We start from the raw sequence: 23,198 nt of genomic DNA, 5'->3' as shown, positions 1-23,198 counted from the left end.
GCGGCTCCAGGCACAAATAGAATAATATTTTGCACTGCAACATCGTCGCAGGCAAATGTTACGTGACGAGGACGGACCTCAGCGCCGCAGTAACGTGTCGCGTGCCAGATTGATCCGTCGCGTCAGCTCCGCCGAGCCGCCGCGATCCGGGTGCAGCGCCGAAACGAGCCTGCGATGCGCCGCACGGATTTCCTCGGGTCCTGCCGCGGCATCGACACCTAGGATGGCACGCGCTTCGCTTTCGCCGAGGCGGGGCGGCGGTACGGCAGGCGCCTTCTTCGACTTCGGCTGCAGCCAGCGCCAGAGGATGTAGAGCAACGCCGCGGCGATGAGGAGCTTCGCCATCAGGCGAACAGCGGCGCGTTGACGTCGGGCAACGCGAGGCCTGCCATCATCTCGCGCAACTCCTGCCGCGCCGCGACATGGCTGAGCCCCATCTCGCCAAACTCGCGCGAATCGAGCATCGTCAGCCCCTGGGGAAAGAGCTCGCGATAGATCACGCGTTCGGACAGCCCCGAGATCACCCGGAAGCCGACGCGCTTCGAAAGCTGGTCGATGGCTTCGGACACGCGCCGCATATTGCGGGCTTCGATGTGCTGCATGCGGTTGCGCAGCACTACCCAGTCGATCGTCTCGCCGTCCGCCTTGGCGCGGCGCTTGCGCGATTCCCAGATCATCTCCGAATAGAAGCTAGGCCGCGTCACCCGGAAGCTGTCGGGATCGACCTGGCCGATCAGGTCGAAGTCGACGAAACTATCGTTCATCGGGGTGACCAGCGTGTCGGCATTGGTCACCGAGATGCGCGCGAACTTGTCGTCGCGGCCGGGGGTGTCGATCACCAGGAAGTCGGCGCCTTCGCCGAGCCGATCCAGCGTGTCGGTGAAGAAGTCCATGCTCTCGCCGTCATGCGTCTCATAGACCGGCATCGGCAGCTCGCGGCCCATCCGGCGGATCGTCGCGCGACGATTGTCGAGGTAGCGGCCCATCGTCCGCTGGCGGTGATCGAGGTCGAAACAGGCGACGCGCGCGCCCTTGGCGGCCAGCGCGATCGCCGCGTGCACCGCGGTGGTCGACTTGCCCGTGCCGCCCTTTTCATTGGCAAAAACCAGCACATGCAGTCGTTTAGCGGGCTGATTCAACGCAGCTATTCCTTCACTTGATCGGGCGGCCTCCCCCCCATAGAAGGCCCCGCTTCCGTTCATATCGAAAGTGCCCAAGCGTGCAAACCGTTCGCCAGATCGACGACCTTCGCCAGGCGCTGGACGCCTACCGCAGCGAAGGCGCCCGGCTGGCCTTCGTTCCCACCATGGGCGCGCTGCATGACGGGCATATGGCGCTCGTCGAAGCCGCCAAGCGCGCCGGCAGCCGTGTGATCGTGTCGATCTTCGTCAATCCGATCCAGTTCGGACCGAATGAGGACTTGGCAAAGTATCCACGCCGTGAACAGGCCGATTCGCGGCTGCTCGCCAATGCCGGGGTCGACCTGCTGTGGATGCCGACGCCGGGGATCATGTACCCGGAAGGCTTCGCCACCAGCGTCCGCGTCGCGGGGGTGAGCGAACCGCTCGACGGCGCGCACCGCCCCGGGCATTTCGACGGCGTCGCCACGGTGGTCAGCAAGCTGTTCCACCAGGTGCAGCCCCATGTCGCGCTGTTCGGCGAGAAGGACTGGCAGCAGCTCCAGGTGATCCGCCGCATGGTCGCCGATCTCGACATGCCCATCGAGATCCAGGGCGTGCCCACCCAGCGCGAGGATGACGGCCTCGCCCTCTCCTCGCGCAACGCCTATCTGATGCCCGAGGATCGCGCCCGCGCGGTGGCGCTGCCGCGCGCGCTCGGCGCCGCCGCCAAGACGATCGGCGAAGGCGGCGACCGCGAGGCGGCGCTCGCCCAGGCGCAGGAGTCGCTCACCGCCGCGGGGTTCGAGGTCGATTATGTCGCGCTGGTCGATGCCGAGTCGCTCGCCGCGCCGATCGACGGCCGTCCGATGCGGCTCCTCGCCGCAGCACGGATCGGCGGCACCCGACTGATCGACAATATCCCCGTGCTATGAACTAATACGGTTAAGCAGCTTAACCTTTTATTGTCCTTACCCCCCCAGATTCGGAGTCAACAAGGGCACCGATTCCAGGGCGGACCGACAATGGCAAATAGTGAAAAAAGTGCGCGATTTCTGATCGAGAGCCGGCTGCGCGATGCAGCACGCGGTAGTGCAGACGCCTGCTTCGATCTTGGCGTCGTCTATTCGAGCGGCGCCGAAGGCGTGACGATCGACTTGGTCGAGGCGCACAAATGGTTCAACATCGCCGCGATGACCGGGAGCGTCGAGGCGCAGGCCTGCCGCGCCGACATCGCCGAAGACATGACCGCGCGCGAGATCATCGAGGCGCAGAAGGCGGCCCGCGCCTGGCTGCGCGGCCTTGAGAGCCGCGCCGCCTGACGCGATTCACTGGGCCTTCTCGCCCCAGTTGATCGACACGCGGGTGCGGCCGAGATGGCCTTCCACCATCACCCGCAGGCTGCGTTCGCTTTCCTCGCCCGCTTCGTAGCTGAAGCGAGTCTCGCGACGGTATTTGAGGCCCGCGGCATTGGCCTGCGCGCGCGACCAGCCGAGCACGTCCTTCTCCGGCGCATCGGTTTCGTAGACCAGATTGCCGCTGACATGGCCGCCGTCGAGCCCGTCGGGGGCTGCGGTACAGCTCAGAATCGTCGCATTGGCATAGACCGGCACGAAATCCGGCTTGTTGCTGCAGTCGATCGCCGCCGACACATTTGCCGGCACCCCCGCCGCCGCCGCGGACGCGACATTCTGCCCGACCGGATCGTCGGTGGTCTGCTCGCCGCGGCCACAGCCGGCGAGCAACACGAAACTTCCGAGCAGCACGGCGCGCGCGAAGATCTGACGACGATGCATCCTGGCCCCTTTTCCAACCGGTCGACCTTGCGCCGGCGCTAGCGGATAGGAACGGCTTGGCACGTACTTTGCTCCCCGCCCCTTGGTGGCGTCGGCCGGCGCTGCTAGCGGTGCGGTCGGGCTGCGAGGGCCCGAGGGGGGATTGCCGCGCACATGGTTCGATTGTCGTCCGCCGGGCTGGTGCTGGCCGGTGCCGTGCTTGCCTTGCTCTTCTGCGGCGGCCTGCTGGCCTATGGCGCCGGCCGCGGCATCGATCTGACCGACGAGATCTTCTACCTCGTCTGGGCGCGCGATCCCGAGGCCTATGCGCTGCTCTACCAGCCCTTCGGCTACCTGCTCCATCCGCTCTACGCCCTGTGCGGCGGCGATGTGGCGCGCTACCGGCTGGCGGGATTCGCCATCACCGGGGTGGCAGGCGCGCTGCTCGGCCGGCAGCTCGCACCCGAGGGCGCATCGCGGCTCACCTTCGCGACATTCGGCGCGGCGGCAGCGCTGGTCGTCTATTTCCCGTGGATCGTCACCCCCAGCTACAATTCCGCCGCCAATGTCGGCGCGATGCTGGTGCTGGCGGGCGTCACCACGCTGCTGCGGACGGAAAGCACGCCCCCGCGTGCTGCTGCCGCCCTTGCGATCGCCTGCGGCCTGTCCATCGCCGCCTTCGCCAAGCCGCCGCTGTTTGCGCTGGGCAGCGTGCTGGTCATCGCCCTGGCCGCATGGTCGCTCCGGCGGAGTCGTGGCCGGAGCATCGCATTGTTCGGCGCGCTTGCCCTCGCCATATTGCTGATCGCGCTGTTCCTGCCGCTGTCCCGCATCCCGGGCCTGCTCGCGCGGATCGCAGCGAGCCAGCACATCCTCGCGCTGCCCAACACGCCGCTCCGCCTGCCGATCAAGGTGCTGGGGGACTGGGCGGCGGTGCCGCCCATGCTGTCCGGGTCTGCGCTGGCGGCGATCGGCGCGCTGGCACTGCGGCGCACGCGCTGGGGCAAATGGCTCGGCTACGCCGCCATCGCGTTCGGCCTGCTCTATCTGGCCTCGACGATTCCCGACGCGCTCGACGGCGGCATCCCCGAATTCCCGGGACTCGCGCTGGTGCTGATCGCGACCGGCTATGCGGCGCTGGTCGCCCGCCGCGACGGGCTGCTGCTGGCGCTGCTGCTGATCGCTCCGTTCGCGGTGGCGCTGGGCACCTTCAACAACCAATGGGCGCAGCTGGATTTCAGCATGGTCTTCCCGCTGCTCGCGCTGTTCCGGCTGGCCAGCGAGGACCCTCTGCGTTGGCGGCAGGCGGCGGCCCATGCGCTGGCCATCGTCGCCGCGCCGCTGCTGCTGCTCGCCGCAGCCCAGTCGCCCTACAGCCTGCCCGATTCGATCTTCGCCCAGACGATCCCGGTGCGCCATCCGCTCACCGGCAGCCTGCTGCTGGTCGACGAGGAGACGGCAGATTTCCTGAACGGAGCCGCGGGCAAGGCCGCCGGTGCGCTGCTGGTGGATCTGTCCGGCACCGGCCCCGGCGTCGCCGCCGCGCTGGGCGCGAAGGCGCCGGTGCTGCTCTGGCTCAATCCGGCGACGGCGACCTGGCCGGATGTCGTGTGGGACCGCCTGCGCGACCAGGAGCGGGAACGCGCCTGGTTCGTGGCGCCGGTGCTGCCGCTGTTCGCACCCTCGGGACCCTCGCGCTGGCTGGCGGCGCATCGCAGCGCATATTGCGCGATCCCGTTGCCGCGCATGATGTTCTGGTGGGAAGAGCGGGCGCTCCAGGTCTTGCGGCCCTGCGCCCCGCCCGCACCGGGCGCACGCCGCTAGGTCGGTCGATCAGAACGGCACGTCGTCGTCCAGATCGTCCGGGAAGCCGCCGCCAAAGCCGCCGCCGCTGCTGTTGGCACCGGCACCCCCGCTACGCTGGCCGCCGCCGTTGAAGTTGCCGCCGCCGCGACCCGCCGGCGCACCGCCGCCGAAGCCGCCACCACCGCCACCGCCGCCGAACGACTCGTCCGCACCCCAATCATCGCCGCCTCCGCTGCTACGGCCGGCACCCTGGCCGCCGCCGGGGCCGTCGAGCAGTACCATCTGCGCGTTGAAGCCCTGCAGCACGATCTCGGTCGAATAGCGGTCGGCGCCGCTCTGGTCCTGCCACTTGCGGGTCTGCAGCTGGCCTTCGAGATAGACCTTGCTGCCCTTGCGCAGATAGCGCTCGGCGACATTGGCGAGACCCTCGGAGAAGATCTTCACCGTGTGCCACTCGGTCTTTTCCTTGCGCTCGCCGCTGTTGCGATCCTTCCAGCTTTCCGAAGTGGCGATGCGCAGCTCGACCACCTTGCCGCCGTTCTGGAACGCCCGGCTCTCGGGGTCGCGCCCCAGATTGCCGACGAGGATCACCTTGTTGACGCTGCCCGCCATGCCGCAAAAACTCCGATATACGATGGTGCGCCCACGCGAAGGGGCGCTAGAAAGACTCTGCTATGGCCGACATCCTTAACCTGAACAAAGCGAGAAAAGCGAGAGCGAAAGCGACCGCCCAGGCCGAAGCCGAGGCCAACCGCGCCCGTTTCGGCCGCACCAAGGCGGAAAAGGCGCGCGATGCCGCGGAGGCCGAGCGCAAGGTCCGCACACTCGATCAGGCGAGGCGCGAAACGCCGGAGGATTGAGGCCTCGGCTCGACGCTTTGCCGCTGTCAAAGCGGAACGCATCGTGTACAACATGCGCCGTCCGATGTTGCCGCCGCTTCCCTATCCCGCGCTTCACGCCAGCCATTCGGGCGTATGGATCGCCACGGCCGAGGGCACGCGCGGGCTGAGCCGCGGCGAGGCGATCCGCATCGCCGCCGATACGCCGGTGCTGCTGCTCAACGCGCCTTTGGTCGGGCAGCGGCTGGGGCATCCGGAGCTGAACGGGCTAGACCTGCTCGAGCTGTTCGCTTTTCTCCGCCCCGCCCGCTTCATGGTGCCGACCCCCAAGGGCCTGGCGCGCGCCTGCGGGCTAGAGCCGCCCACGGACGACGCGCAGGTCGCCGCCTTTCTGCGCGACGCTGCCGCGACCCTGCTCGCGCTCGCCGAGGGCGACTGGCCCGAGCGGGAGGGCGCTTGGCACGGGCTGCAATCGCTGGGGCGCCTCCGCTGGCCGTGGAGCGCCGCGCTCGGCCAGCGCATCGCCAAGCCCGAGCGCGCCGAGCGCTGGCTCTTCTCCAAGCTGCCCGAATGGGAGGAAGGCGCCCCGCGCCCCGCCCCGCGCACCATCACGCTGGACCCTGTCGACGTCGCCGAGCGACTGGCGCGGCTGACCGGTGCCACCGCCGAGCGCCGCCAGGGCCAGCGCGACTATGCCGAGGCCGCCGCCCAGGCCTTCGCCCCGCGCAGCGTGCCCGATACGCCCAATCTCGTGCTGGCCGAGGCGGGCACCGGGATCGGCAAGACGCTCGGCTATCTCGCCCCCGCCTCGCTCTGGGCGGAGAAGTCCGGGGGGCCGGTATGGGTTTCCACCTTCACCAAGGCGCTGCAACGCCAGCTCGGCAACGAAGGCGAGCGGCTGTTCCCCGATGCCGAGCAGCGCCGCACGCGGATCGTCACCCGCAAGGGCCGCGAGAATTATGTCTGCCTGCTCAACCTGGAGGATGCGCTACAGGGCGGGTTTGCCGGGCGCGCGGCGATCCTCGCGCAGCTGGTCGCGCGCTGGGCGGCGTACACGGCGGACGGCGACATGATCGGCGGCGACCTGCCCGGCTGGCTCCCCACCCTGTTCCGCCGCAACGGATCGACCGCGCTCACCGATCGGCGCGGCGAGTGCATCTATGCCGGCTGTCCGCACTACCGGAAATGCTTCATCGAACGCGCCGCCCGCGCCAGCGCCGATGCCGATATCGTCATCGCCAACCATGCGCTGGTGATGGTCAACGCCGCGCGGGGCCGCGAGAACCAGACGCGCCCCACCCGCTATGTGTTCGACGAGGGCCACCACCTGTTCGATGCGGCCGACGCGATGTTCTCGGTGGCACTGACCGGTCAGGAATCGATCGAGCTGCGCCGCTGGCTGACCGGCCCCGAGTCCGGCTCGCGCGGCCGTCGCCGGGGCCTCGCCGCGCGCCTGTCCGACGTCGCCAGCTATGACGATGCCGGCGGCCGTGCCATTTCCGAGGCGGTCGACGCCGCGCGCGCGCTGCCCAGCGACGGTTGGCTCCAGCGCCTCAATGAAGGCGAACCGTTCGGCCCGATCGAGGCGCTGCTCGCGGCCGTGCGCGGCCTGGTCTATGCTCGCGACGCCAACGGCGCGGCGGACGCCGGCTATGGGCTGGAAACCGAACTCACCGAACCGGATCCCGCGCTGGTCGAAGCCGCGGGGAACGCCACCGCCGCGCTCGATGCGCTGCTCCGCCCGATGGTCGTCCTCGGCCGCCGCCTCGAAGCCGTGCTGGCCGAAGCGCCCGACTGGATGGACGGCCCGGCGCGCGCCCGCATCGAAGGCGCGATCGCCTCGCTCGGCTGGCGCGTGGACACGGTCGGCGCATGGCTGGCGCTGATCGCGCGCATCGGCGGCCCGGCAGATCCCGAGTTCGTCGACTGGCTGGCGGTCGACCGCGTCGAGGGCCGTGAGTTCGATATCGGCCTGCACCGCCACTGGCTCGATCCCGCCAAACCGCTCGCCAAGACGGTGCTGGAGCCCGCGCACGGCGTGCTCGTCACCTCGGCGACGCTGCGCGCCGGCGGCGACTGGGACGTGGCCGAGGCGCGCTCGGGTAGCGTCCATCTGCTCCGCCCCGCCCAGCGCTTCGAAGCGAAGAGCCCGTTCGACTATCCCAACCAGGCCGAGGTGCTGATCGTCACCGATGTCAAGCGCGGCGACCTGCCCGCGCTCGCCAATGCCTATGCCCGGCTGATCGCCGCGGCGGGGGGCGGCACGCTCGGGCTGTTCACCGCGATCCGCCGGCTGCGCGCGGTCCATGCCCGCATCGCCGACCGGCTGGCGCGCGACGGGTTGCCGCTGCTCGCCCAGCATGTCGACCCGATCGACACCGGCACGCTGGTGGATATTTTTCGCGACGACCCTCGCGCCTCGCTGATCGGCACCGACGCGCTGCGCGACGGGGTGGACGTGCCCGGGGATTCGCTGCGGCTGGTGGTGATGGAAGGCGTCCCCTGGCCCAAGCCGAGCGTGCTCCACGCTGCGCGGCGGCTTGCCGGTGGGGGCTCGGCCTATGACGATCGTATCGTCCGCGCCCGGCTCGCCCAGGCGTTCGGCCGGCTGATCCGCCGGGCGGACGATCGCGGCGCCTTCGTGCTGCTCTCCGCCGCCACGCCATCGCGGCTGCTCGATGCCTTTCCGCCGGGCACACGGATCACCCGCACGACACTCGATCAGGCCGTCGAGCGGGTTCGGCTTTCCTTGGGGCCCGCGTTGCGGCATGAGGCGGGCGAAGCCGCCAGCGTCCACATCGGGGAAGCATGAAGACCCTTCTCGTCCTCCGCCACGCCAAGTCCGGTTGGGACGATCCGGTCGCGCGCGATTTCGATCGTCCGCTCAACCCCAAGGGCCAGCGTGCCGCCGCCGCAATGGGCCGATACCTGCGCGAGCAGGGACTACGCTTTGATCATGCCATTGCGTCCCCCGCGGTGCGGGTGGAGGAAACGCTGGTGCAGGTCTCCGCCGGCTATGGCGAGACGATCGCGCCGGCGTGGGACAAGCGCCTCTACCTCGCCTCGCTCGGCACATTGCTCGACGCGATCGAGGCATTGCCCGATACCGCCGATGTGGTGCTGCTTTCCGGGCACAACCCGGGACTCGAGGAGTTGGTGCTCGATCGCGTGTCTGCTTCGGGGCCACTGCGCGACGAAGTCGAGCAGAAATACCCGACCGCGACGCTCGCCGAGCTCCGCTTCGATATCGACCATTGGGCCGAGGCTTCCGGCGCGGAAGCGAAACTCGTGCGATTCGTGCGGCCGCGCGATCTCGATCCCAGCCTCGGGCCGGATGCCTGAGGGGGCTTGGTCGCGTCTTTTCAGTAGAATTCGGCAGGGCTTCCACGCGCCAAAGCCAGCCAAGGCGACGGGCGGCTGCGAACGGTGACTGGGGTGCGCCGCGTTTGACGCACCCCACGTCTCAGCCGTCTTCTTCCAGGGCGTCGGACAGCGAGTCCCGGATCGCCTGCAACTCGGCGGCCTTGCTTCGGCCGCGTGCTGCTTTTTCTTCCGCCAGCAGCTTCTGCACGCCGCGGATGGTGTAGCCCTCCTCGCTGAGGAGATGATGGATGCGGCGCACCAGCGCTACATCGTCGGGTCGGTAATACCGGCGGTTGCCCGCACGGGTGAGTGGCTTCAGCTGGGGAAACCGCGTTTCCCAATAGCGCAAGATATGCTGCGGCCTGCCGATTTCAGCGGCGAGCTCACCTATGGTCCGCAACGCGCCGGCGGCCTTTTCGGTCGCCGGCATCGCGGGCCTCAGCGGGCTGAGACGATGCGGTCCCGCATCATCTGGCTGGCACGGAAGGTGAGCACGCGGCGGGGTGCGATCGGCACCTCGACCCCGGTCTTGGGGTTGCGGCCGACCCGCTCGCCCTTGTCCCGCAGAACGAAGCTGCCGAAGCCCGAGATCTTGACATTCTCGCCCTTCGCCAGCGATTCGCACATGTGCTTCAGGATCTGCTCGACGATCCGCGAGGCGTCTGCGCGCGACAGCCCCACTTCGCGATGCAGCGACTCGGCCAAGTCTGCCCTGGTCAGCGTACCCGCAGCATTCATTCCGGCAATTCCTTTCGTGTACTCTGCTACCCGTATCAGATTGTTACGCGCTATCAAGATTGATCTTGAAGCGCTGGCAACGCCTCAGACATATTCTGGAAAAACACGTAACTCGTCCAAAATGGGCACATCGAAGGAACGCTTAAAAGCGAACGACGGCTGCACCCCAGGTGAACCCGCCGCCCATCGCTTCCAAAACGAGTAGGTCACCCCGCTGGATGCGCCCATCCCGCACCGCGGCATCGAGCGCCAGCGGCACCGATGCCGCCGAGGTGTTGGCGTGGCGGTCGACGGTGACGATCACCTTCTCGGGTGCGAGATCGAGCTTGCGTGCGGTGGCATCGAGAATGCGGGCATTGGCCTGGTGCGGCACCACCCAGTCGACATCGCCCGGCTGCAGGCCGGCCATCGCCAGCGACTCGTTCATGACCGAGGCAAGGTTGGTGACGGCGTGGCGGAATACCTCACGCCCCTTCATCCGCAGCTTGCCGACGGTCCCGGTGGTCGACACGCCGCCATCGACATAGAGCAGGTCGTTGTAGCGACCATCGGCATGAAGCTTGGTGGAGAGGATACCCTGCGGCGCCTCGCCTTGCGTATCCTGCGCCTCGAGCACGATCGCGCCGGCGCCGTCGCCGAACAGCACGCAGGTGGTGCGGTCTTCCCAATCGAGCAGGCGGCTGAACGTCTCGGCGCCGATTACCAGCGCGCGGCGATGCACGCCCGCGCGCAGCATCGAGTCGGCAACCTGTACCGCATAGAGGAAGCCCGAGCACACCGCCGCCACATCGAACGCGACGCAATCGAGGATGCCGAGCGCATTCTGTACCCGAGTCGCGGTAGCGGGAAAGGTCTGGTCCGGGGTAGCGGTGGCCAGCACGATCAGGTCGATCGAGGATGCCTCGATCCCTGCGGCTTCCAATGCCGAACGCGCGGCGCCGGCGGCAAGCGTACCGGTCGTCTCGTCCGGACCGGCGAGGTGGCGGAAGCGGATGCCGGTTCGCTCGACGATCCATTCGTCGCTGGTATCGACGCGCTCCGCCAGCTCCGCGTTGGAAACACGCTGCGCCGGCAGGGCCGAACCCGTGCCGAGAATCACCGAACGTATGGTCATGCGACCCCTTTTTATCCCGTCTTCCTACGCGGCCTTGGCCTCGAAGTTCCCCAGATCCTCGGCAATACGCCGGGTCAGTTCGTCGCGCACCATCTTGGCGGCAAAGCCGATCGCGGTATCCACGCCCACTTCGTTCGCGCCACCATGGCTCTTCACGACGATTCCGTTCAGCCCGAGGAAAACGGCACCATTATGGTTGTTCGGGTCGAGATGGTGGCGCAGCAGGTCGGTCGCCGGCTTCGAAATGAGGAAGCCGACCTTGGAGCGCAGCGAGGAACTGAACGCACGGCGCAGCAGATCCGCGACGAAGCGCGCAGTGCCCTCGGCGGTCTTGAGCGCGATATTGCCCGAGAAGCCGTCACAGACGATCACGTCGACATCGCCGCGCGACAGCCGATTGCCTTCGATGAAGCCGGTGAAGTCGAGCGGGAGGTGCTTGGCCGCACGCAGCTGGGCGGCAGCATCGCGGATGCTGTCAGTGCCCTTCATCTCTTCGGTGCCAATGTTGAGCAGCGCCACGCGCGGGCGCGCGAGATCGAGCGCCGTGCGCGCATAGGCAGCGCCCATCACCGCGAACTGGACGAGGTTGCGCTCGTCCACTTCGGTGTTGGCGCCGAGATCGAGCATCACCGTGTCGTTGTCGCCCAGCGACGGCAGCAACGCGGCGAGCGCCGGCCGGTCGATCCCCGCCATGGTGCGGAGCGACAGCTTGGCCATTGCCATCAAGGCGCCGGTATTGCCCGAGGACACGGCCGCGCCCGCACGCCCCTGCTTCACCAGATCGATGGCAATGCCCATCGAGGTGGTCTTGGCACGGCGGATCGCCTGGCTCGGCTTGGCATCGGACGCAACGACTTCGGCCGCGTGGACGATCTCCGACGCGGCTGCCAGATTCGGATGCGCCTTCAGGCCGTCGCGAATGCGCGACTCGTCGCCGACGAGAAGGAACTCCATCCCCTCGAAGCGGCGACGTGCACGTGCGGCGCCGGCGAGCATGACGGCGACCCCCTCATCGCCGCCCATTGCATCGACGGCGATCCGCGAGGGAACAGTCATACCGGCAACCCCCCGTTGCGGCCTTCGTTGCGAAACGTCGTTCAGCCCTCGACCGAAACGATTTCGCGGCCGTTATAGTGGCCGCACGCGTTGCACAAGTTGTGCGGACGCTTGAGTTCGCCGCAGTTCGGGCACTCCTGGAACGACTCGACAGTCAGCGAATCGTGCGAACGACGCATGCCGCGCTTCGAGGGCGAGGTCTTTCTCTTAGGAACGGCCATTTCGGCACCTTCAACAAGCTAATGAATCAATAAGTCGCGATACGCCCACAGGATGGTTCGGGCAAGCGACGGCTAGGCCGGCCGCTCGCCGGACCAGCGGACAGGTCACGAAGCGAGCCCGCGCGTATAGCGATTCTCGTCCGCGTTGCAAGCAGAAGCCGCACGTGGCAGGGGTTCGCGCCTTGCTTTTAGGGGGACGCGCATGTTTTTTCTGCCGGTTACACTCACCAGCGCGGGCGCCGCGGCGCTGCTCAACCTGTGGCTGGCGATTCGCGTCATCCAGATTCGCCACGCGGAGCAAATCCTGACCGGGGACGGCGGCAGCCCGCGCCTCCTCGCGCGCATGCGCGCGCAGATGAACTTCGTCGAATATACGCCCTTCGTGCTGATCCTGCTCGGTCTGATCGAGCTGGCCCAAGGCACCAGCCTGTACCTCTGGGCGGTCGCCGCGGTGTACCTGCTCGGCCGCGTGGTGCACGGCATCGGCATGGACGGTTGGCGCCGTGGCCGCGAGATCGGCGCGGGGAGCACCTTCCTGATCGTCGCCGGGCTCGGCCTCTATGCCGCGTGGCTCGGCTATACGGGTGCCAATCCGCTCCATTGAGTCGTCAGGCGCGCGCCAGCACCGAATCGGCGACGAACGGGTTGGTGCGCCGCTCCTGGCCGAAATTGCTCGGCTGGCCATGCCCGGGGATGAACACGGTTTCGTCCCCCAGCGGCCAGAGCCGGGTGGTGATCGCGTCGAGCAGGTCCTGATGGTTGCCCAGGGGAAAGTCGGTGCGGCCGATCGATCCCTGGAACAGCACGTCGCCGACAATCGCCAGCTGCGAGTCGGGATGGTGGAACACCACATGCCCCGGCGTGTGCCCCGGGCAGTGATAGACGTCGAGCACCAGTTCGCCGACGGTCACCTGGTCGCCCTGCTCCAGCCAGCGGTTGGGCTCGAACGGCTTGCCGGGCACGCCATAGGCGCGGCCGTCATCCTCCAGCCGCGCGATCCAGTAGCGATCCGCCTCCTGCGGCCCTTCGATCGGCACGCCCAGTTCCTCGGCAAAGATGCCCGCCGAACCGCAATGGTCGATATGGCCATGGGTGATCAGCAGCTTCTCGATCGTCACGCCGTGCTGGATCGCCGCCGTGCGCAGCCGGTCAAGGTCGCCGCCCGGATCGACAAAGGCGCCGCGCATCGTCCTGGTGCACCAGAGCAGCGTGCAATTCTGCTGGAGCGGAGTGACGGGCACGATCGCCGCACGAAGCGGCGGCTGGACGGCGTTGGGATCGGAAGCCATGCCCCTCGCTACCCCGCGGCCGCGCGCGCGGCAACCAAGGCTTGCCCTTCGCGGCGCGGCTCTGCATTTCCGACGCCTGATGGTTTTGCGTCCCCCCTTCGTCCTGCTCGACGACGCGCGCGCCGATGGGCGCGGCGCACGACTCCATGTGAATCCCGTCGAGATCGTCGTGGCGCACCGGCTGGACGACGTCGCGCCTGCACTGGATCGCCTGCGCGTCGCGGCGTCCGAGGGTTTGGATGCCGCCGGCTGGCTCGCCTATGAAGCCGGCGCCGCGCTCGAACCCGCCACACCCGTGCGCGAAATGGACGGTCCGCTGCTCTGGTTCGGCCTCTTTCGCGGCCACCAGCGCTTGGCCGCGGCCGACATCCCCGCGCTGCTCCCCGATCCCGCGGGCGCCTGGGCAGGACGCCCCCGCCCGCTGCTCGACCGCGCCGCCTATGATACCGCCCTCGCGCGCGTGCTCTCTTATATAGAGGCCGGCGACATCTATCAGGCCAACCTTACCTTCCGCGCCGCGGTGCCGATCGCCGGCCATCCCGCCGCGCTCTACGCGCTGCTCCGCGCCCGCGCTGCCGCCGGGCACGGCGCGCTCGTCGCGACCGGCGACCAATGGCTGCTCAGCCTCTCGCCCGAACTCTTCTTCGCGCTGGCGGACGGCACCCTCACCGCCCGCCCAATGAAGGGCACCGCGCCGCGCGACTCCGACCCCGCGATCGACGCCGCGCTCGCCCGGGAGCTCGCGACCGATCCCAAGCAGCGCGCCGAGAACCTGATGATCGTCGACCTGATGCGCAACGATCTCGGCCGCGTGGCGAAACCCGGCAGCGTCGCGGTGCCCCAGCTCTTCCATGTCGAGACCTATCCCACCGTCCACCAGATGACATCGACGGTCACCGCGCGCCTGCACGAAAGCCTCGGAGCCGTCGACGCCCTTGCCGCGTTGTTCCCCTGCGGATCGGTGACCGGCGCGCCGAAGATCCGTGCAATGCAGGTCATCGCCGAAGTCGAACCCAGCGCGCGCGGCGTCTATACCGGTTCGATAGGAAGGATCGATGCCGATGGTGGGGCCGAATTCAACGTCGCGATCCGCACTTTGGCCATCGATGCGACTGGCCGCGCCAGCCTCGGCCTCGGCTCGGGCGTCGTCGCCGACTCCTATGCCGACAGCGAATGGGCGGAATGCCGCGCCAAGGGGGCGTTCGTGACCATGGCCGAACCGGGCTTCGACCTGATCGAGACGATGCGCTTCGATCCCGAGGACGGGATCCTCCTGCTCGAGCGCCATCTCGAACGGATCCGTGCCAGCGCCGAGGTATTCGGCTTCCCGTTCGACCGCCATGTCGTGCGCAACGAGCTGCAGGCCGCGACCTTCCGCCTGCGCGATGCCGCCAAGGTGCGGCTGCTGCTCGGCCCCTCGGGCGCGGTGGCGATCGGCATCTCGCCGCCCCCGGCCCCGCCGGTCGGGCCTGTAAAGGTCCGGATCGTGCCCCATTCGGTGCCCGCCGAGGATTTCCGCCGCCGCCACAAGACCACCCGGCGGAAGCTGTACGACGAACCGCGCCGTGCCGCCGGCACCTGGGAAGTGGTCTTCACCGATGCCGAGGGCTATCTGACCGAAGGCAGCTTCACCGCCATCTTCGTCGAGCGCGACGGCGTGCTGGTCACCCCGCCCCGCTCGCGCGGGCTGCTCCCCGGCGTGCTCCGCGCCGAGCTGCTCGCCAGCGGCCGCGCGGTGGAAGGCGATCTCCGCCCCGAGGATCTTGCGGGCGGCTTTCTGCTCGGCAACGCGCTGCGCGGACTGGTTGCAGCCGTTACAGTTGCGGAAGGCGCCGAAGCGGACCTATAGGCGCGCATCTTCCCCGGAAAAGGCGCACAGACCCATGCAGACCTCCGCCGCGCTCCAGCGCATCCAGCCCTCCGCCACGCTCGCCATGACCAGCCGCGTGTTCGAGCTGAAGCGTGCCGGCGTCGACGTGATCGGCCTGGGCGCCGGCGAGCCCGATTTCGACACGCCCGACTTCGTCAAGGAAGCCGCGATCCAGGCGATCCGCGACGGCAAGACCAAGTATACCAATGTCGACGGCACGCCCGAGCTGAAGGACGCCGTGATCGCAAAGTTCAAGCGCGACAACGGCCTGGACTACACGCCCCAGCAGATCACGATCAATGTCGGCGGCAAGCACACGCTGTTCAACGCGATCGTCGCGACGGTGGAAGCCGGCGACGAGGTGATCGTCCCCGCGCCGTATTGGGTCAGCTATCCTGACGTAATTCAGTTCGCGGGCGGCACGCCGGTGTTCATCGCCGCCGGTGCGGACCAGGGCTACAAGATCACGCCCGCGCAGCTCGAGGCGGCGATCACCCCCAAGACCAAGTGGGTGATCCTCAACTCGCCGTCCAACCCCACCGGCGCCGCCTATTCGGCCGCCGAGCTCAAGGCGCTGGGCGAGGTGATCGAGCGCCACCCCCATGTCTGGGTGTTCGCCGACGACATGTACGAGCACATCCTGTACGACGGCTTCGAATTCGCCACGATCGCGCAGGTCTGCCCGTCGCTCTATGAGCGTACGCTCACCGTCAACGGCTGCTCCAAGGCCTATGCGATGACCGGCTGGCGCATCGGCTTCGCCGGCGGCCCGGCGCCGCTGATCAAGGCGATCGCCAAGCTCCAGTCGCAGTCGACGTCGAACCCCTGCTCGATCGCCCAGGCGGCGGCCGTCGCGGCGCTGACCGGCGACCAGAGCTTCCTCAAGGACCGCGCCGCCGCCTTCCAGACGCGCCGCGACCTGGTCGTCTCGATGCTCAACGACATCGACGGCATGCACTGCCCGACTCCGGAAGGCGCCTTCTATGTCTATCCGGAATTCAGCGCGCTGATCGGCAAGACCACGCCCAAGGGCAAGGTGATCGCCACCGACGAGGACATGATCGGCTATTTCCTCGACGACGCCCGCGTGGCGGCGGTGCACGGCGCGGCGTTCGGCCTGTCGCCGGCGATGCGGATCAGCTATGCGACCTCCGAGGCGCTGCTTCGCGAAGCCTGCACCCGCATCCAGACGGCTTGCGCCGAGCTGCGCTGAGGGACCTGTAACGCGGGAGCTTCTTCTTCCCTATATGGGGGTATCATGATCCGAAGCACGTTGAAGCTCCCGCTGTCCCTCGCCGCCCTTGCCGGTGGCGCCTTCCTGCTGATCGCTGCCGGTGGCCTGCGCATCGAGAAGGTGTCCGCCGTGGCGGTGCCGCCGCCCGCGGTCGACGTCTCCAAGGCGAAGAAGCCGCAGACGGCGGTGTTCGCCGGCGGCTGCTTCTGGGGCATGGAGGCGGTGTTCCAGTCGGTAAAGGGCGTCCAGTCGGTCACCAACGGCTATGCCGGCGGCGCCGCAGCGACCGCCACCTATGATCAGGTCAAGAACGAGAATACCGGCCATGCCGAGGCGGTGAAGGTGGTCTACGACCCCACCCGCGTCAGCTATGGCACGCTGCTCCGCGTCTTCTTTTCGGTCGCGCACGATCCCACCCAGAAGGGTGGCCAGGGCCCCGATCGCGGCCCCAGCTATCGCAGTGCGATCTTCCCCCAGAATGCCGAGCAGCGTCGCGTCGCCGGGGCCTATATCGCCCAGCTGGGGCAGGCAAAGGCGTTCGCCAAGCCGATCACGACCAAGCTGGAGATCGGCAGCTTCTACCCGGCGGAAGAGTATCACCAGGACTTTTTCTGGCGGCACCCGACCCACCCGTACATCATGCGCTGGGACCAGCCCAAGGTCGCTGCGTTCCGTTCGACCTATCCGCAGCTGGCGCACTGATCGGGGGCTGTCCTACAGGCAGCGTTCCTGCTATGTTCGGCAGGCTCTTTGAATGTGTGGATGCGCCTCCTGCCCATTCCCCCCTCCCGCTTGCGACAGGGGCAGGGGGAGGGTGTGTACGGGAAGCAGAAGACTGACGTCGAAGAAACGGTAGCAAAATCCGAGCATCTTGCCCGCGAACCTCTCACCCTAGCCCCTCGCGCAAGCGGAAGGGGAATAAGTGCGGTGACCCTAAACTTCCTGAACTTCATCCCGGCGAAAACCGCACGAGCCTAAACTTCCTGAACTTCGCCCCGGCGAAAACCGCACGGGCCTAAACTTCGTGAACTTCAGCCCCGCGAAAAACGCGCACGCGCCTAAACTTCCTGAACTTCGCCGCCCCGCCCGGCGCTCAAAAATCGATCGCGATGCCCTTCAGCTCCCAGTCGCCATAGCGGACGGGATCCTTGTCCAGCGGGTCCTGTTCGGGCCGCTGCATCGGTTCGGGCTTGGGCACCGGCGGGCTCTTCGAGAGATAGGCCGGGGGCTGCACATGATCGGGTCGCTTGCCCATCGGGATTGCCTTCCTTGGTTGCCCGGCCCATGTCGGCCGCCAAAGGAGCATGGTCAAGTGAACGGTTGGGTAGCGCAGGCACGAGCAGACAATATGATGGGAGTGCGCTGACCATGGCCCGCCCGACCACCCGCCGCCCCGCCGAGCGCGAGCCCGACGCCCCCGGCGTCCCCGCCCGCCGCGCTGCGCTCAAGCTGCTCGATGCGGTGCTGCGCCGCGGCCTTGCGCTGGAACAGGCGCTCGATTCCGCCGCGCAAGGGCTTGCCCCCAATGACCGCGGCCTGGCCCATGCCATCGCTGCCGAGGCGCTGCGCCGGCTGCCCGATCTCGATGCGCTGATCGATTCCGCCACCCGCCAGCGCCTGCCCGACGACGCCAAGGCGCGTTTCGCGTTGCGTATCGCGCTGGTCCAGGCCATCGCGCTGGGCACCCCCGGCCATGCCGCGATTGCGACGGTGCTGCCGCTGGTCGATGGCGGTCCGCGCAAGCTGGTCCACGGCGTGTTCGGCACGCTGATGCGCGGCAACGCCACGCTGCCCGACGTGCCGATGCTGCCCGATCCGGTGGCGCTGCGCTGGCAGGCGCATTGGGGCGACGCGGTGGTGCAGGCCGCGTGCGAGGCGATCGCGACACCGCCCCCGCTCGATCTCAGCCTGAAGAACGATGGCGTAACGGCGGAAGGTGCCGCCAGCCTCGCCCCGCGCCATGCCCGGCTCGAACCCGGCACCAGCGTGCCCGACCTCCCCGGTTTCGCCGAGGGAGACTGGTGGGTGCAGGATCTCGCCGCCTCGATCCCCGCCCGGCTGATCGGTGCCGGCACCGGCACCGCGCTTGACCTGTGCGCCGCGCCCGGCGGCAAGACGCTCCAGCTCGCCGCCGCCGGTTGGCAAGTGACCGCGGTCGACGTCGCCGAGAACCGCCTCGCCCGCCTCCGCGAAAATCTCGAGCGCACCGGCCTGTCGGCGCAGATCGTCACCGCCGACCTGCTGAGCTGGAGCCCCACCGCCCCGGCCGACGCGGTGCTGCTCGACGCGCCGTGCAGCGCCACCGGCATCTTCCGCCGCCATCCGGACGTGCTCCACCGCGTCCGCCCCTCGCTGGTCGCCGAGATGGCCGAACTCCAGGCCAAGCTGCTCGATCGCGCCGCTGCCTGGGTGAAGCCGGGCGGCACTTTGGTCTTCGCAACCTGCTCGCTGGAGCCCAAGGAAGGCGAGGCCCATCTCGCCCCCTTCCTCGCCGCCCATCCCGAGTTCGAACTGGTGCCCGCCACCGCCGACGAGCTTCCCGCGGGCATTTCGCCCCGCGAGGACGGTTCGGTGCGGGTCCTGCCCGGCATGCTGGCCGAGCAGGGCGGGCTGGACGGCTTCTTCATCGCCCGGTTTCGCCGCCGCTGATCGCACGTTCGGGTCCCTTCGCCCCGCCTGTGCAGCAAGCTGTGGATAAGCCTGTGGAGAAGCAGTGCGCAACCGGCGAGCGTGCGTCCCCTCCGGTTGCGCCCGACTCGCCCCTTCCCTAGGAGACGCCCATGTCCGTCCGCATCGCCCCTTCGATCCTCTCGGCCGATTTCGCGCGGCTCGGCGAGGAAGTACGCGCCATCGACGCCGCCGGCGCCGACTGGATCCATGTCGACGTGATGGACGGCCATTTCGTTCCCAACATCACCATCGGCCCGGCGGTGGTGAAGGCGCTGCGCCCGCACTCGGCCAAGAATTTCGACGTGCATCTGATGATCACGCCGGTCGATCCGATGCTCGCCGCCTTTGCCGAGGCCGGCGCGGACACGATCTCGGTGCACCCCGAGGCCGGTCCGCACCTCCACCGCACGCTCCAGACCATCAAGGCGCTCGGCAAGCGCGCCGGCGTGGTGCTCAACCCGTCCACGCCCGTAGACGCGGTCGACTATGTGATGGACCTGGTCGACCTGATCCTGGTGATGAGCGTCAACCCAGGCTTTGGCGGGCAGAAGTTCCTCGAGAGCCAGCTGCCCAAGATCACCGAACTGCGCCGCCGCATCGAAGCGAGCGGCCGCGCCATCGACCTGGAAGTGGATGGCGGCATCGACCGCGAGACCGCCCCCAAGGCGATCGCCGCGGGTGCCAATGCGCTGGTCGCCGGCACCGCGACCTTCACCGGCGGCCCGAGCCAGTACGCCGCCAACATCGCGGCACTGCGCGGCGCTTGACCGACCCGACACCGGACTCCGCCGCCGACGGAGTCGAGGAAGGCAAGCGGCTGATCCGGGTAGGCGGCGACCGCGGGCTGTCGCTCGCCGACCGGCTGGCCGATCGCCTGCAGCGCCTCGCCTGGCGCTCGCCCTTCTATGCGATGCGGCTGAAGGGCCGGCATCCGCTCAAGCTGCTCACCGCCGCCGACGACCCGTTCTTCGGCGATCCGCAGCGCGGCAATGCCCTGCTCGACGGCGAGGTGCGGCTGTGCGGCGAGGTCCGTGCGATCGAGAGCCTCGACTTCGCCAAGCCCGATTGGTCGGCGGCCTTCACCCAGCATCTCCAGGGCTTTGCCTGGCTGCGCGACCTCTCCAGCGTCGCCACCCGCCAGCAGGGCGCGCCGATTGCCGAGGCCCTGATGCGCCGCTGGCTTAAGGTGCATGGCGAGCAGGTTGCCGATCCGGCCTGGCGCCCCGATCTGGTCGGCCGGCGGATCCTGGCCTGGGTGGCGCACGCGCCGCTGATCCTCTCTTCTACCGACCAGGTCTATCGCTCGGGCGTGATGCACGCGCTGGCACGCGGTGCCCGTCACCTCGATCGCAGCGCCGACAAGGTGCCCGCCGGCGTGCCGCGCTTGGCGGCATGGGCGGGCCTGACCGTCGCCGGGCTGGTCCTGCCGGGCGGCGACCCGCGCCGTGCCTTTGCCGAGGCGGGGCTCAACCGCGCGATCACCGCCTCGGTCTATGAGGATGGCGGCACCGTCGGCCGCGCGCCGGACGGCCAGCTCGATGCGATCCAGCTGATCACGCTGCTCTGCGAAACCTATGCCGCGCGCCGGATCGAGCCGCCCGCCTTCGTGCTCGGCGCGCTCAACCGGATGGTCGCGGCGCTGCTCGGCGTCTGCCACGGCGATGGCGGGCTCTCCAGCTGGCAGGGCTGCGCGCCGATCAGCGGGGAGTGGATCGAGCAGGCGATCGAGGCGACCGGCGTCCGCACCCGCCCGCTCAAGCAGGCACGCGACTGGGGCTATCAGCGCCTCTCCTGCGCCGGCACCGTGCTGATCCTCGACGCCGCGCCGCCGCCCGACGCCCGAGTCGCGCAGACCGGCTGCGCCTCCACCCTCGCCTTCGAGCTTTCGGACGGCGCGGACCGGATCGTCGTCAATTGCGGCGGCAGCAGCGCCGCCGATGCCCGCCTGCCCGCCGAGCTGGTCCAGGGCCTGCGCACCACCGCCGCGCACTCGACGCTGACGCTGGGCGACAGCAACTCCACCGCGATCCATGCCGACGGCACGCTCGGCCGTGGGGTGAGCGAAGTCGAACTGGTTCGGCAGGAAACCGAGCATGCCAGCCGGATCGAGGCGGCGCAGGACGGCTATGTCCGCCGCTTCGGGCTGCTTCACCGCCGCGAACTCACGCTGTCGCATGACGGGCGCGACCTGCGCGGCGAGGATCTGCTGCTGCCTGCCGGCAAGCGGCGAATCGACTCCAAGCCCTTCGCGGTGCGCTTTCACCTCGCCCCGCAGGTGGAGGCGTCCCCCACGGCCGACGGGCATGGCGCGATCCTGCGCACCGCCTCGGGCATGCTGTGGCAGTTCCGCGCCAAGGGCGGCACGCTGGCGATCGAGGAGAGCCTGTGGATCGACGCGCGCGGCCGGCCGCACGCTACCCAGCAGCTGGTGATCCATGGCGAGACGCCCGCCGGCGGCGCCAGCCTGAACTGGGTGTTCCACCGGTCCAAATAGGGCTTGCCCCGGCGCGCCCGATTGAGGAGAGGGGCGGGCCATGGACATCAAGATCACCCGCGCGCTCCTCTCGGTCTCCGACAAGACCGGGATCGTCGAACTCGGCCAGGCTCTGGCTGCCCAGGGCGTCGAGCTCGTCTCGACCGGCGGCACCGCCACCGCCCTGCGCAATGCAGGCCTGGAGGTCCGCGATATCTCGGACCTCACCGGTTTCCCGGAGATGATGGACGGCCGGGTGAAGACCCTGCACCCCAAGGTGCATGGCGGCCTGCTCTCGGTGCGCGACAATCCCGAGCACCAGGCGTCGATGGCCGAGCATGAAATCGTCCCGATCGACCTCGTCGTGGTCAACCTCTATCCCTTCGCCCAGACCGTCGCCAAGGGCGCCGACCGCGACGAGATCATCGAGAATATCGACATTGGCGGCCCGTCGATGGTGCGCTCGGCCGCGAAGAACCATGAGTCGGTGGCGATCGTCACCGATCCGGCCGATTACGCCTTGGTGATGGGCGGCACGACCACGCTCGAACAGCGCCGCAAGTTCGCCGCCAAGGCCTATGCCGCCACCGCGGCGTACGACGCAATGATCTCCAGCTGGTTCGCCTTCGCCGACCAGGGCGAGGCCTTCCCCGAGACGCTCAACATCTCGCTCAGCCGCGGCCAGGCGCTGCGCTATGGCGAGAACCCGCACCAGCAGGCGGCCTTCTATGCTGCGACCGGCGCTGCGGCACGCGGCATCGGCCAGGCCCGCCAGCTGCAGGGCAAGGAGCTGAGCTACAACAACTATAACGATGCCGATGCGGCGCTCGAGCTGGTCAGCGAATTCCGCGACGGCCCGCCGACCGCGGTGATCGTCAAGCACGCCAACCCGTGCGGCGTGGCAAGCGGCGCGACGCTGGCCGAAGCCTATGCGGCGGCGTTCGCCTGCGACACCGTTTCGGCATTCGGCGGCATCATCGCGGTGAACCGCCCGCTCGATCGGGCCACTGCCGAGCAGATCACCGGCATCTTCACCGAAGTGGTGGTAGCACCCGACGCCGATGAGGAAGCGCTGGCACTGTTCGCGGCGAAGAAGAATCTCCGCCTTCTGCTCACCGGCGAACTGCCCGATCCGGCCCGCGCGGGCCTGTTCGCCAAGTCGATCGCCGGCGGCTGGCTGGTCCAGGGCCGCGACAACGGCATCGTCACCCGCGACCAGCTCAAGGTCGTCACCAAGCGCCAGCCGACCGAGCAGGAACTGGCCGACTGCCTGTTCGCCTGGACGGTGGCCAAGCACGTCAAGTCGAACGCGATCGTCTATGCCAAGGACGGCAGCACCGCGGGCGTCGGCGCCGGCCAGATGAACCGGCTGGAAAGCGCTCGCATCGCCGCGTGGAAGGCCAAGGACGCCGCCGACAAGGCCGGCTGGGCAACCCCGCGCACGATCGGCTCGGCGGTGGCGTCGGATGCCTTCTTCCCCTTCGCCGACGGCCTGCTCGCGGCGGTGGAAGCGGGTGCGACCGTGGTGATCCAGCCGGGCGGCTCGATCCGCGACGACGAGGTCATCGCGGCGGCGGACGAAGCCGGGCTGGCGATGGTGTTCACGGGCATGCGCCACTTCCGGCATTGAGG

At 68.6% G+C, this 23,198-nt stretch carries 25 protein-coding genes; 14 read left to right on the top strand and 11 right to left on the bottom strand.

Features of this window, described 5'->3' with window-relative positions; translation table 11 throughout:
* Positions 1 to 78: 78 nt before the first annotated feature.
* Together RT655_RS11515 and RT655_RS11510 are read right to left on the bottom strand one after the other, a co-directional pair.
* Positions 79 to 345, bottom strand: a complete 267-nt coding sequence (locus tag RT655_RS11515) for a J domain-containing protein (protein ID WP_313536773.1) — start codon at positions 343 to 345, stop codon at positions 79 to 81.
* Positions 345 to 1,139, bottom strand: coding sequence for a division plane positioning ATPase MipZ (locus RT655_RS11510; RefSeq protein WP_313536772.1), 795 nt, complete (start codon positions 1,137 to 1,139; stop codon positions 345 to 347). Before RT655_RS11510 ends, RT655_RS11515 begins: the two co-directional genes overlap by 1 nt.
* Positions 1,140 to 1,219: 80 nt before the next feature.
* On the opposite strand from RT655_RS11510, the gene panC reads away from it, so the two are divergent.
* The gene (gene panC, locus RT655_RS11505; protein ID WP_313536771.1) at positions 1,220 to 2,053 is read left to right on the top strand and encodes a pantoate--beta-alanine ligase; all 834 of its coding nucleotides are present in this window, start codon (positions 1,220 to 1,222) and stop codon (positions 2,051 to 2,053) included.
* Between the two features lie 90 nt (positions 2,054 to 2,143).
* Positions 2,144 to 2,440 carry a hypothetical protein gene (locus RT655_RS11500; RefSeq protein ID WP_294256794.1) on the top strand — a complete coding sequence of 99 codons (297 nt, stop codon included), beginning with the start codon at positions 2,144 to 2,146 and terminating at the stop codon, positions 2,438 to 2,440.
* A 6-nt stretch (positions 2,441 to 2,446) separates the two neighbouring features.
* Here the strand turns inward: RT655_RS11500 and RT655_RS11495 are convergent, their stop codons facing one another.
* On the bottom strand, positions 2,447 to 2,914 hold the full coding sequence (locus tag RT655_RS11495) for a hypothetical protein (protein ID WP_313536770.1): 468 nt from the start codon (positions 2,912 to 2,914) through the stop codon (positions 2,447 to 2,449).
* A 153-nt stretch (positions 2,915 to 3,067) separates the two neighbouring features.
* Between RT655_RS11495 and RT655_RS11490 the strand changes: the two genes are divergently transcribed.
* The gene (locus tag RT655_RS11490) at positions 3,068 to 4,717 is read left to right on the top strand and encodes a hypothetical protein (protein WP_313536769.1); all 1,650 of its coding nucleotides are present in this window, start codon (positions 3,068 to 3,070) and stop codon (positions 4,715 to 4,717) included.
* Between the two features lie 9 nt (positions 4,718 to 4,726).
* Here RT655_RS11490 and ssb read toward each other — a convergent pair whose 3' ends face one another.
* On the bottom strand, positions 4,727 to 5,311 hold the full coding sequence (gene ssb, locus RT655_RS11485; protein WP_313536768.1) for a single-stranded DNA-binding protein: 585 nt from the start codon (positions 5,309 to 5,311) through the stop codon (positions 4,727 to 4,729).
* Between the two features lie 62 nt (positions 5,312 to 5,373).
* Here ssb and RT655_RS11480 point away from each other — a divergent pair, with 62 nt between their 5' ends.
* From RT655_RS11480 to RT655_RS11470, 3 genes are read left to right on the top strand one after another with little or no spacing between them, the layout of a single operon-like run.
* Positions 5,374 to 5,559, top strand: coding sequence for a DUF4169 family protein (locus RT655_RS11480; protein ID WP_313536767.1), 186 nt, complete (start codon positions 5,374 to 5,376; stop codon positions 5,557 to 5,559).
* 52 nt (positions 5,560 to 5,611) lie between these two features.
* Complete coding sequence (locus RT655_RS11475) at positions 5,612 to 8,350, top strand: ATP-dependent DNA helicase (protein ID WP_313536766.1); 2,739 nt, start codon at positions 5,612 to 5,614, stop codon at positions 8,348 to 8,350.
* Positions 8,347 to 8,880 carry a histidine phosphatase family protein gene (locus RT655_RS11470; RefSeq protein ID WP_313536765.1) on the top strand — a complete coding sequence of 178 codons (534 nt, stop codon included), beginning with the start codon at positions 8,347 to 8,349 and terminating at the stop codon, positions 8,878 to 8,880. Before RT655_RS11475 ends, RT655_RS11470 begins: the two co-directional genes overlap by 4 nt.
* Before the next feature lie 121 nt (positions 8,881 to 9,001).
* Here the strand turns inward: RT655_RS11470 and RT655_RS11465 are convergent, their stop codons facing one another.
* From RT655_RS11465 to rpmF, 5 genes are all read right to left on the bottom strand, one after another.
* A complete protein-coding gene (locus RT655_RS11465; RefSeq protein ID WP_313536764.1) occupies positions 9,002 to 9,331 on the bottom strand; it encodes a MerR family transcriptional regulator in 330 nt (109 codons plus the stop codon).
* 8 nt (positions 9,332 to 9,339) lie between these two features.
* On the bottom strand, positions 9,340 to 9,648 hold the full coding sequence (locus RT655_RS11460) for an integration host factor subunit alpha (protein WP_313536955.1): 309 nt from the start codon (positions 9,646 to 9,648) through the stop codon (positions 9,340 to 9,342).
* A 133-nt stretch (positions 9,649 to 9,781) separates the two neighbouring features.
* The gene (locus RT655_RS11455) at positions 9,782 to 10,753 is read right to left on the bottom strand and encodes a beta-ketoacyl-ACP synthase III (protein WP_313536763.1); all 972 of its coding nucleotides are present in this window, start codon (positions 10,751 to 10,753) and stop codon (positions 9,782 to 9,784) included.
* Positions 10,754 to 10,777: 24 nt separating this feature from the next.
* Positions 10,778 to 11,809 (bottom strand): phosphate acyltransferase PlsX, encoded by a 1,032-nt coding sequence (gene plsX / locus RT655_RS11450; protein WP_313536762.1) that lies wholly within the window; start codon positions 11,807 to 11,809, stop codon positions 10,778 to 10,780.
* A gap of 41 nt (positions 11,810 to 11,850) precedes the next feature.
* On the bottom strand, positions 11,851 to 12,030 hold the full coding sequence (gene rpmF, locus RT655_RS11445) for a 50S ribosomal protein L32 (RefSeq protein ID WP_064310610.1): 180 nt from the start codon (positions 12,028 to 12,030) through the stop codon (positions 11,851 to 11,853).
* Between the two features lie 202 nt (positions 12,031 to 12,232).
* Between rpmF and RT655_RS11440 the strand changes: the two genes are divergently transcribed.
* Positions 12,233 to 12,634, top strand: coding sequence for an MAPEG family protein (locus tag RT655_RS11440; protein ID WP_313536761.1), 402 nt, complete (start codon positions 12,233 to 12,235; stop codon positions 12,632 to 12,634).
* 4 nt (positions 12,635 to 12,638) lie between these two features.
* On the opposite strand, the gene RT655_RS11435 is transcribed toward RT655_RS11440, so the two are convergent.
* Entirely contained in the window at positions 12,639 to 13,319 is a 681-nt protein-coding gene (locus RT655_RS11435) for an MBL fold metallo-hydrolase (protein WP_313536760.1), read from the bottom strand.
* 79 nt (positions 13,320 to 13,398) lie between these two features.
* On the opposite strand from RT655_RS11435, the gene pabB reads away from it, so the two are divergent.
* From pabB to msrA, 3 genes are read left to right on the top strand one after another with little or no spacing between them, the layout of a single operon-like run.
* Positions 13,399 to 15,168 (top strand): aminodeoxychorismate synthase component I, encoded by a 1,770-nt coding sequence (pabB, locus tag RT655_RS11430; RefSeq protein ID WP_313536759.1) that lies wholly within the window; start codon positions 13,399 to 13,401, stop codon positions 15,166 to 15,168.
* A gap of 34 nt (positions 15,169 to 15,202) precedes the next feature.
* Positions 15,203 to 16,402: a pyridoxal phosphate-dependent aminotransferase gene (locus tag RT655_RS11425; RefSeq protein ID WP_313536758.1), complete on the top strand. Its 1,200-nt coding sequence runs from the start codon at positions 15,203 to 15,205 to the stop codon at positions 16,400 to 16,402.
* A gap of 45 nt (positions 16,403 to 16,447) precedes the next feature.
* Entirely contained in the window at positions 16,448 to 17,125 is a 678-nt protein-coding gene (msrA, locus tag RT655_RS11420; RefSeq protein WP_313536757.1) for a peptide-methionine (S)-S-oxide reductase MsrA, read from the top strand.
* 391 nt (positions 17,126 to 17,516) lie between these two features.
* Here msrA and RT655_RS11415 read toward each other — a convergent pair whose 3' ends face one another.
* Positions 17,517 to 17,678 (bottom strand): DUF1674 domain-containing protein, encoded by a 162-nt coding sequence (locus RT655_RS11415; protein WP_121072893.1) that lies wholly within the window; start codon positions 17,676 to 17,678, stop codon positions 17,517 to 17,519.
* A gap of 113 nt (positions 17,679 to 17,791) precedes the next feature.
* Here RT655_RS11415 and RT655_RS11410 point away from each other — a divergent pair, with 113 nt between their 5' ends.
* The 4 genes from RT655_RS11410 (at position 17,792) to purH (ending at position 23,196) form a co-directional block, all read left to right on the top strand.
* On the top strand, positions 17,792 to 19,072 hold the full coding sequence (locus RT655_RS11410; RefSeq protein WP_313536756.1) for a transcription antitermination factor NusB: 1,281 nt from the start codon (positions 17,792 to 17,794) through the stop codon (positions 19,070 to 19,072).
* Positions 19,073 to 19,203: 131 nt separating this feature from the next.
* Entirely contained in the window at positions 19,204 to 19,860 is a 657-nt protein-coding gene (gene rpe, locus RT655_RS11405) for a ribulose-phosphate 3-epimerase (protein ID WP_168847841.1), read from the top strand.
* Positions 19,857 to 21,587, top strand: coding sequence for a heparinase II/III family protein (locus tag RT655_RS11400; protein ID WP_313536755.1), 1,731 nt, complete (start codon positions 19,857 to 19,859; stop codon positions 21,585 to 21,587). Before rpe ends, RT655_RS11400 begins: the two co-directional genes overlap by 4 nt.
* Positions 21,588 to 21,627: 40 nt before the next feature.
* The gene (purH, locus tag RT655_RS11395; RefSeq protein WP_313536754.1) at positions 21,628 to 23,196 is read left to right on the top strand and encodes a bifunctional phosphoribosylaminoimidazolecarboxamide formyltransferase/IMP cyclohydrolase; all 1,569 of its coding nucleotides are present in this window, start codon (positions 21,628 to 21,630) and stop codon (positions 23,194 to 23,196) included.
* Positions 23,197 to 23,198 lie beyond the last annotated feature (2 nt).

Origin of the sequence: Sphingomonas sp. (assembly GCF_032114135.1) — a bacterium.
Classification (GTDB): Bacteria; Pseudomonadota; Alphaproteobacteria; order Sphingomonadales; family Sphingomonadaceae; genus Sphingomonas.
This window is presented reverse-complemented; position numbering and strand designations above follow the sequence as displayed.

What these genes read in the sequence shown, in the direction of transcription:
- RT655_RS11515 (WP_313536773.1), bottom strand. Translation starts at nt 345, where the DNA reads ATGGCGAAGCTCCTCATCGCCGCGGCGTTGCTCTACATCCTCTGGCGC.
- RT655_RS11500 (WP_294256794.1), top strand. Translation starts at nt 2,144, where the DNA reads ATGGCAAATAGTGAAAAAAGTGCGCGATTTCTGATCGAGAGCCGGCTG.
- RT655_RS11495 (WP_313536770.1), bottom strand. Translation starts at nt 2,914, where the DNA reads ATGCATCGTCGTCAGATCTTCGCGCGCGCCGTGCTGCTCGGAAGTTTC.
- RT655_RS11490 (WP_313536769.1), top strand. Translation starts at nt 3,068, where the DNA reads ATGGTTCGATTGTCGTCCGCCGGGCTGGTGCTGGCCGGTGCCGTGCTT.
- ssb (WP_313536768.1), bottom strand. Translation starts at nt 5,311, where the DNA reads ATGGCGGGCAGCGTCAACAAGGTGATCCTCGTCGGCAATCTGGGGCGC.
- RT655_RS11480 (WP_313536767.1), top strand. Translation starts at nt 5,374, where the DNA reads ATGGCCGACATCCTTAACCTGAACAAAGCGAGAAAAGCGAGAGCGAAA.
- RT655_RS11475 (WP_313536766.1), top strand. Translation starts at nt 5,612, where the DNA reads ATGCGCCGTCCGATGTTGCCGCCGCTTCCCTATCCCGCGCTTCACGCC.
- RT655_RS11470 (WP_313536765.1), top strand. Translation starts at nt 8,347, where the DNA reads ATGAAGACCCTTCTCGTCCTCCGCCACGCCAAGTCCGGTTGGGACGAT.
- RT655_RS11465 (WP_313536764.1), bottom strand. Translation starts at nt 9,331, where the DNA reads ATGCCGGCGACCGAAAAGGCCGCCGGCGCGTTGCGGACCATAGGTGAG.
- RT655_RS11455 (WP_313536763.1), bottom strand. Translation starts at nt 10,753, where the DNA reads ATGACCATACGTTCGGTGATTCTCGGCACGGGTTCGGCCCTGCCGGCG.
- plsX (WP_313536762.1), bottom strand. Translation starts at nt 11,809, where the DNA reads ATGACTGTTCCCTCGCGGATCGCCGTCGATGCAATGGGCGGCGATGAG.
- rpmF (WP_064310610.1), bottom strand. Translation starts at nt 12,030, where the DNA reads ATGGCCGTTCCTAAGAGAAAGACCTCGCCCTCGAAGCGCGGCATGCGT.
- RT655_RS11440 (WP_313536761.1), top strand. Translation starts at nt 12,233, where the DNA reads ATGTTTTTTCTGCCGGTTACACTCACCAGCGCGGGCGCCGCGGCGCTG.
- RT655_RS11435 (WP_313536760.1), bottom strand. Translation starts at nt 13,319, where the DNA reads ATGGCTTCCGATCCCAACGCCGTCCAGCCGCCGCTTCGTGCGGCGATC.
- pabB (WP_313536759.1), top strand. Translation starts at nt 13,399, where the DNA reads ATGGTTTTGCGTCCCCCCTTCGTCCTGCTCGACGACGCGCGCGCCGAT.
- RT655_RS11425 (WP_313536758.1), top strand. Translation starts at nt 15,203, where the DNA reads ATGCAGACCTCCGCCGCGCTCCAGCGCATCCAGCCCTCCGCCACGCTC.
- msrA (WP_313536757.1), top strand. Translation starts at nt 16,448, where the DNA reads ATGATCCGAAGCACGTTGAAGCTCCCGCTGTCCCTCGCCGCCCTTGCC.
- RT655_RS11415 (WP_121072893.1), bottom strand. Translation starts at nt 17,678, where the DNA reads ATGGGCAAGCGACCCGATCATGTGCAGCCCCCGGCCTATCTCTCGAAG.
- RT655_RS11410 (WP_313536756.1), top strand. Translation starts at nt 17,792, where the DNA reads ATGGCCCGCCCGACCACCCGCCGCCCCGCCGAGCGCGAGCCCGACGCC.
- rpe (WP_168847841.1), top strand. Translation starts at nt 19,204, where the DNA reads ATGTCCGTCCGCATCGCCCCTTCGATCCTCTCGGCCGATTTCGCGCGG.
- purH (WP_313536754.1), top strand. Translation starts at nt 21,628, where the DNA reads ATGGACATCAAGATCACCCGCGCGCTCCTCTCGGTCTCCGACAAGACC.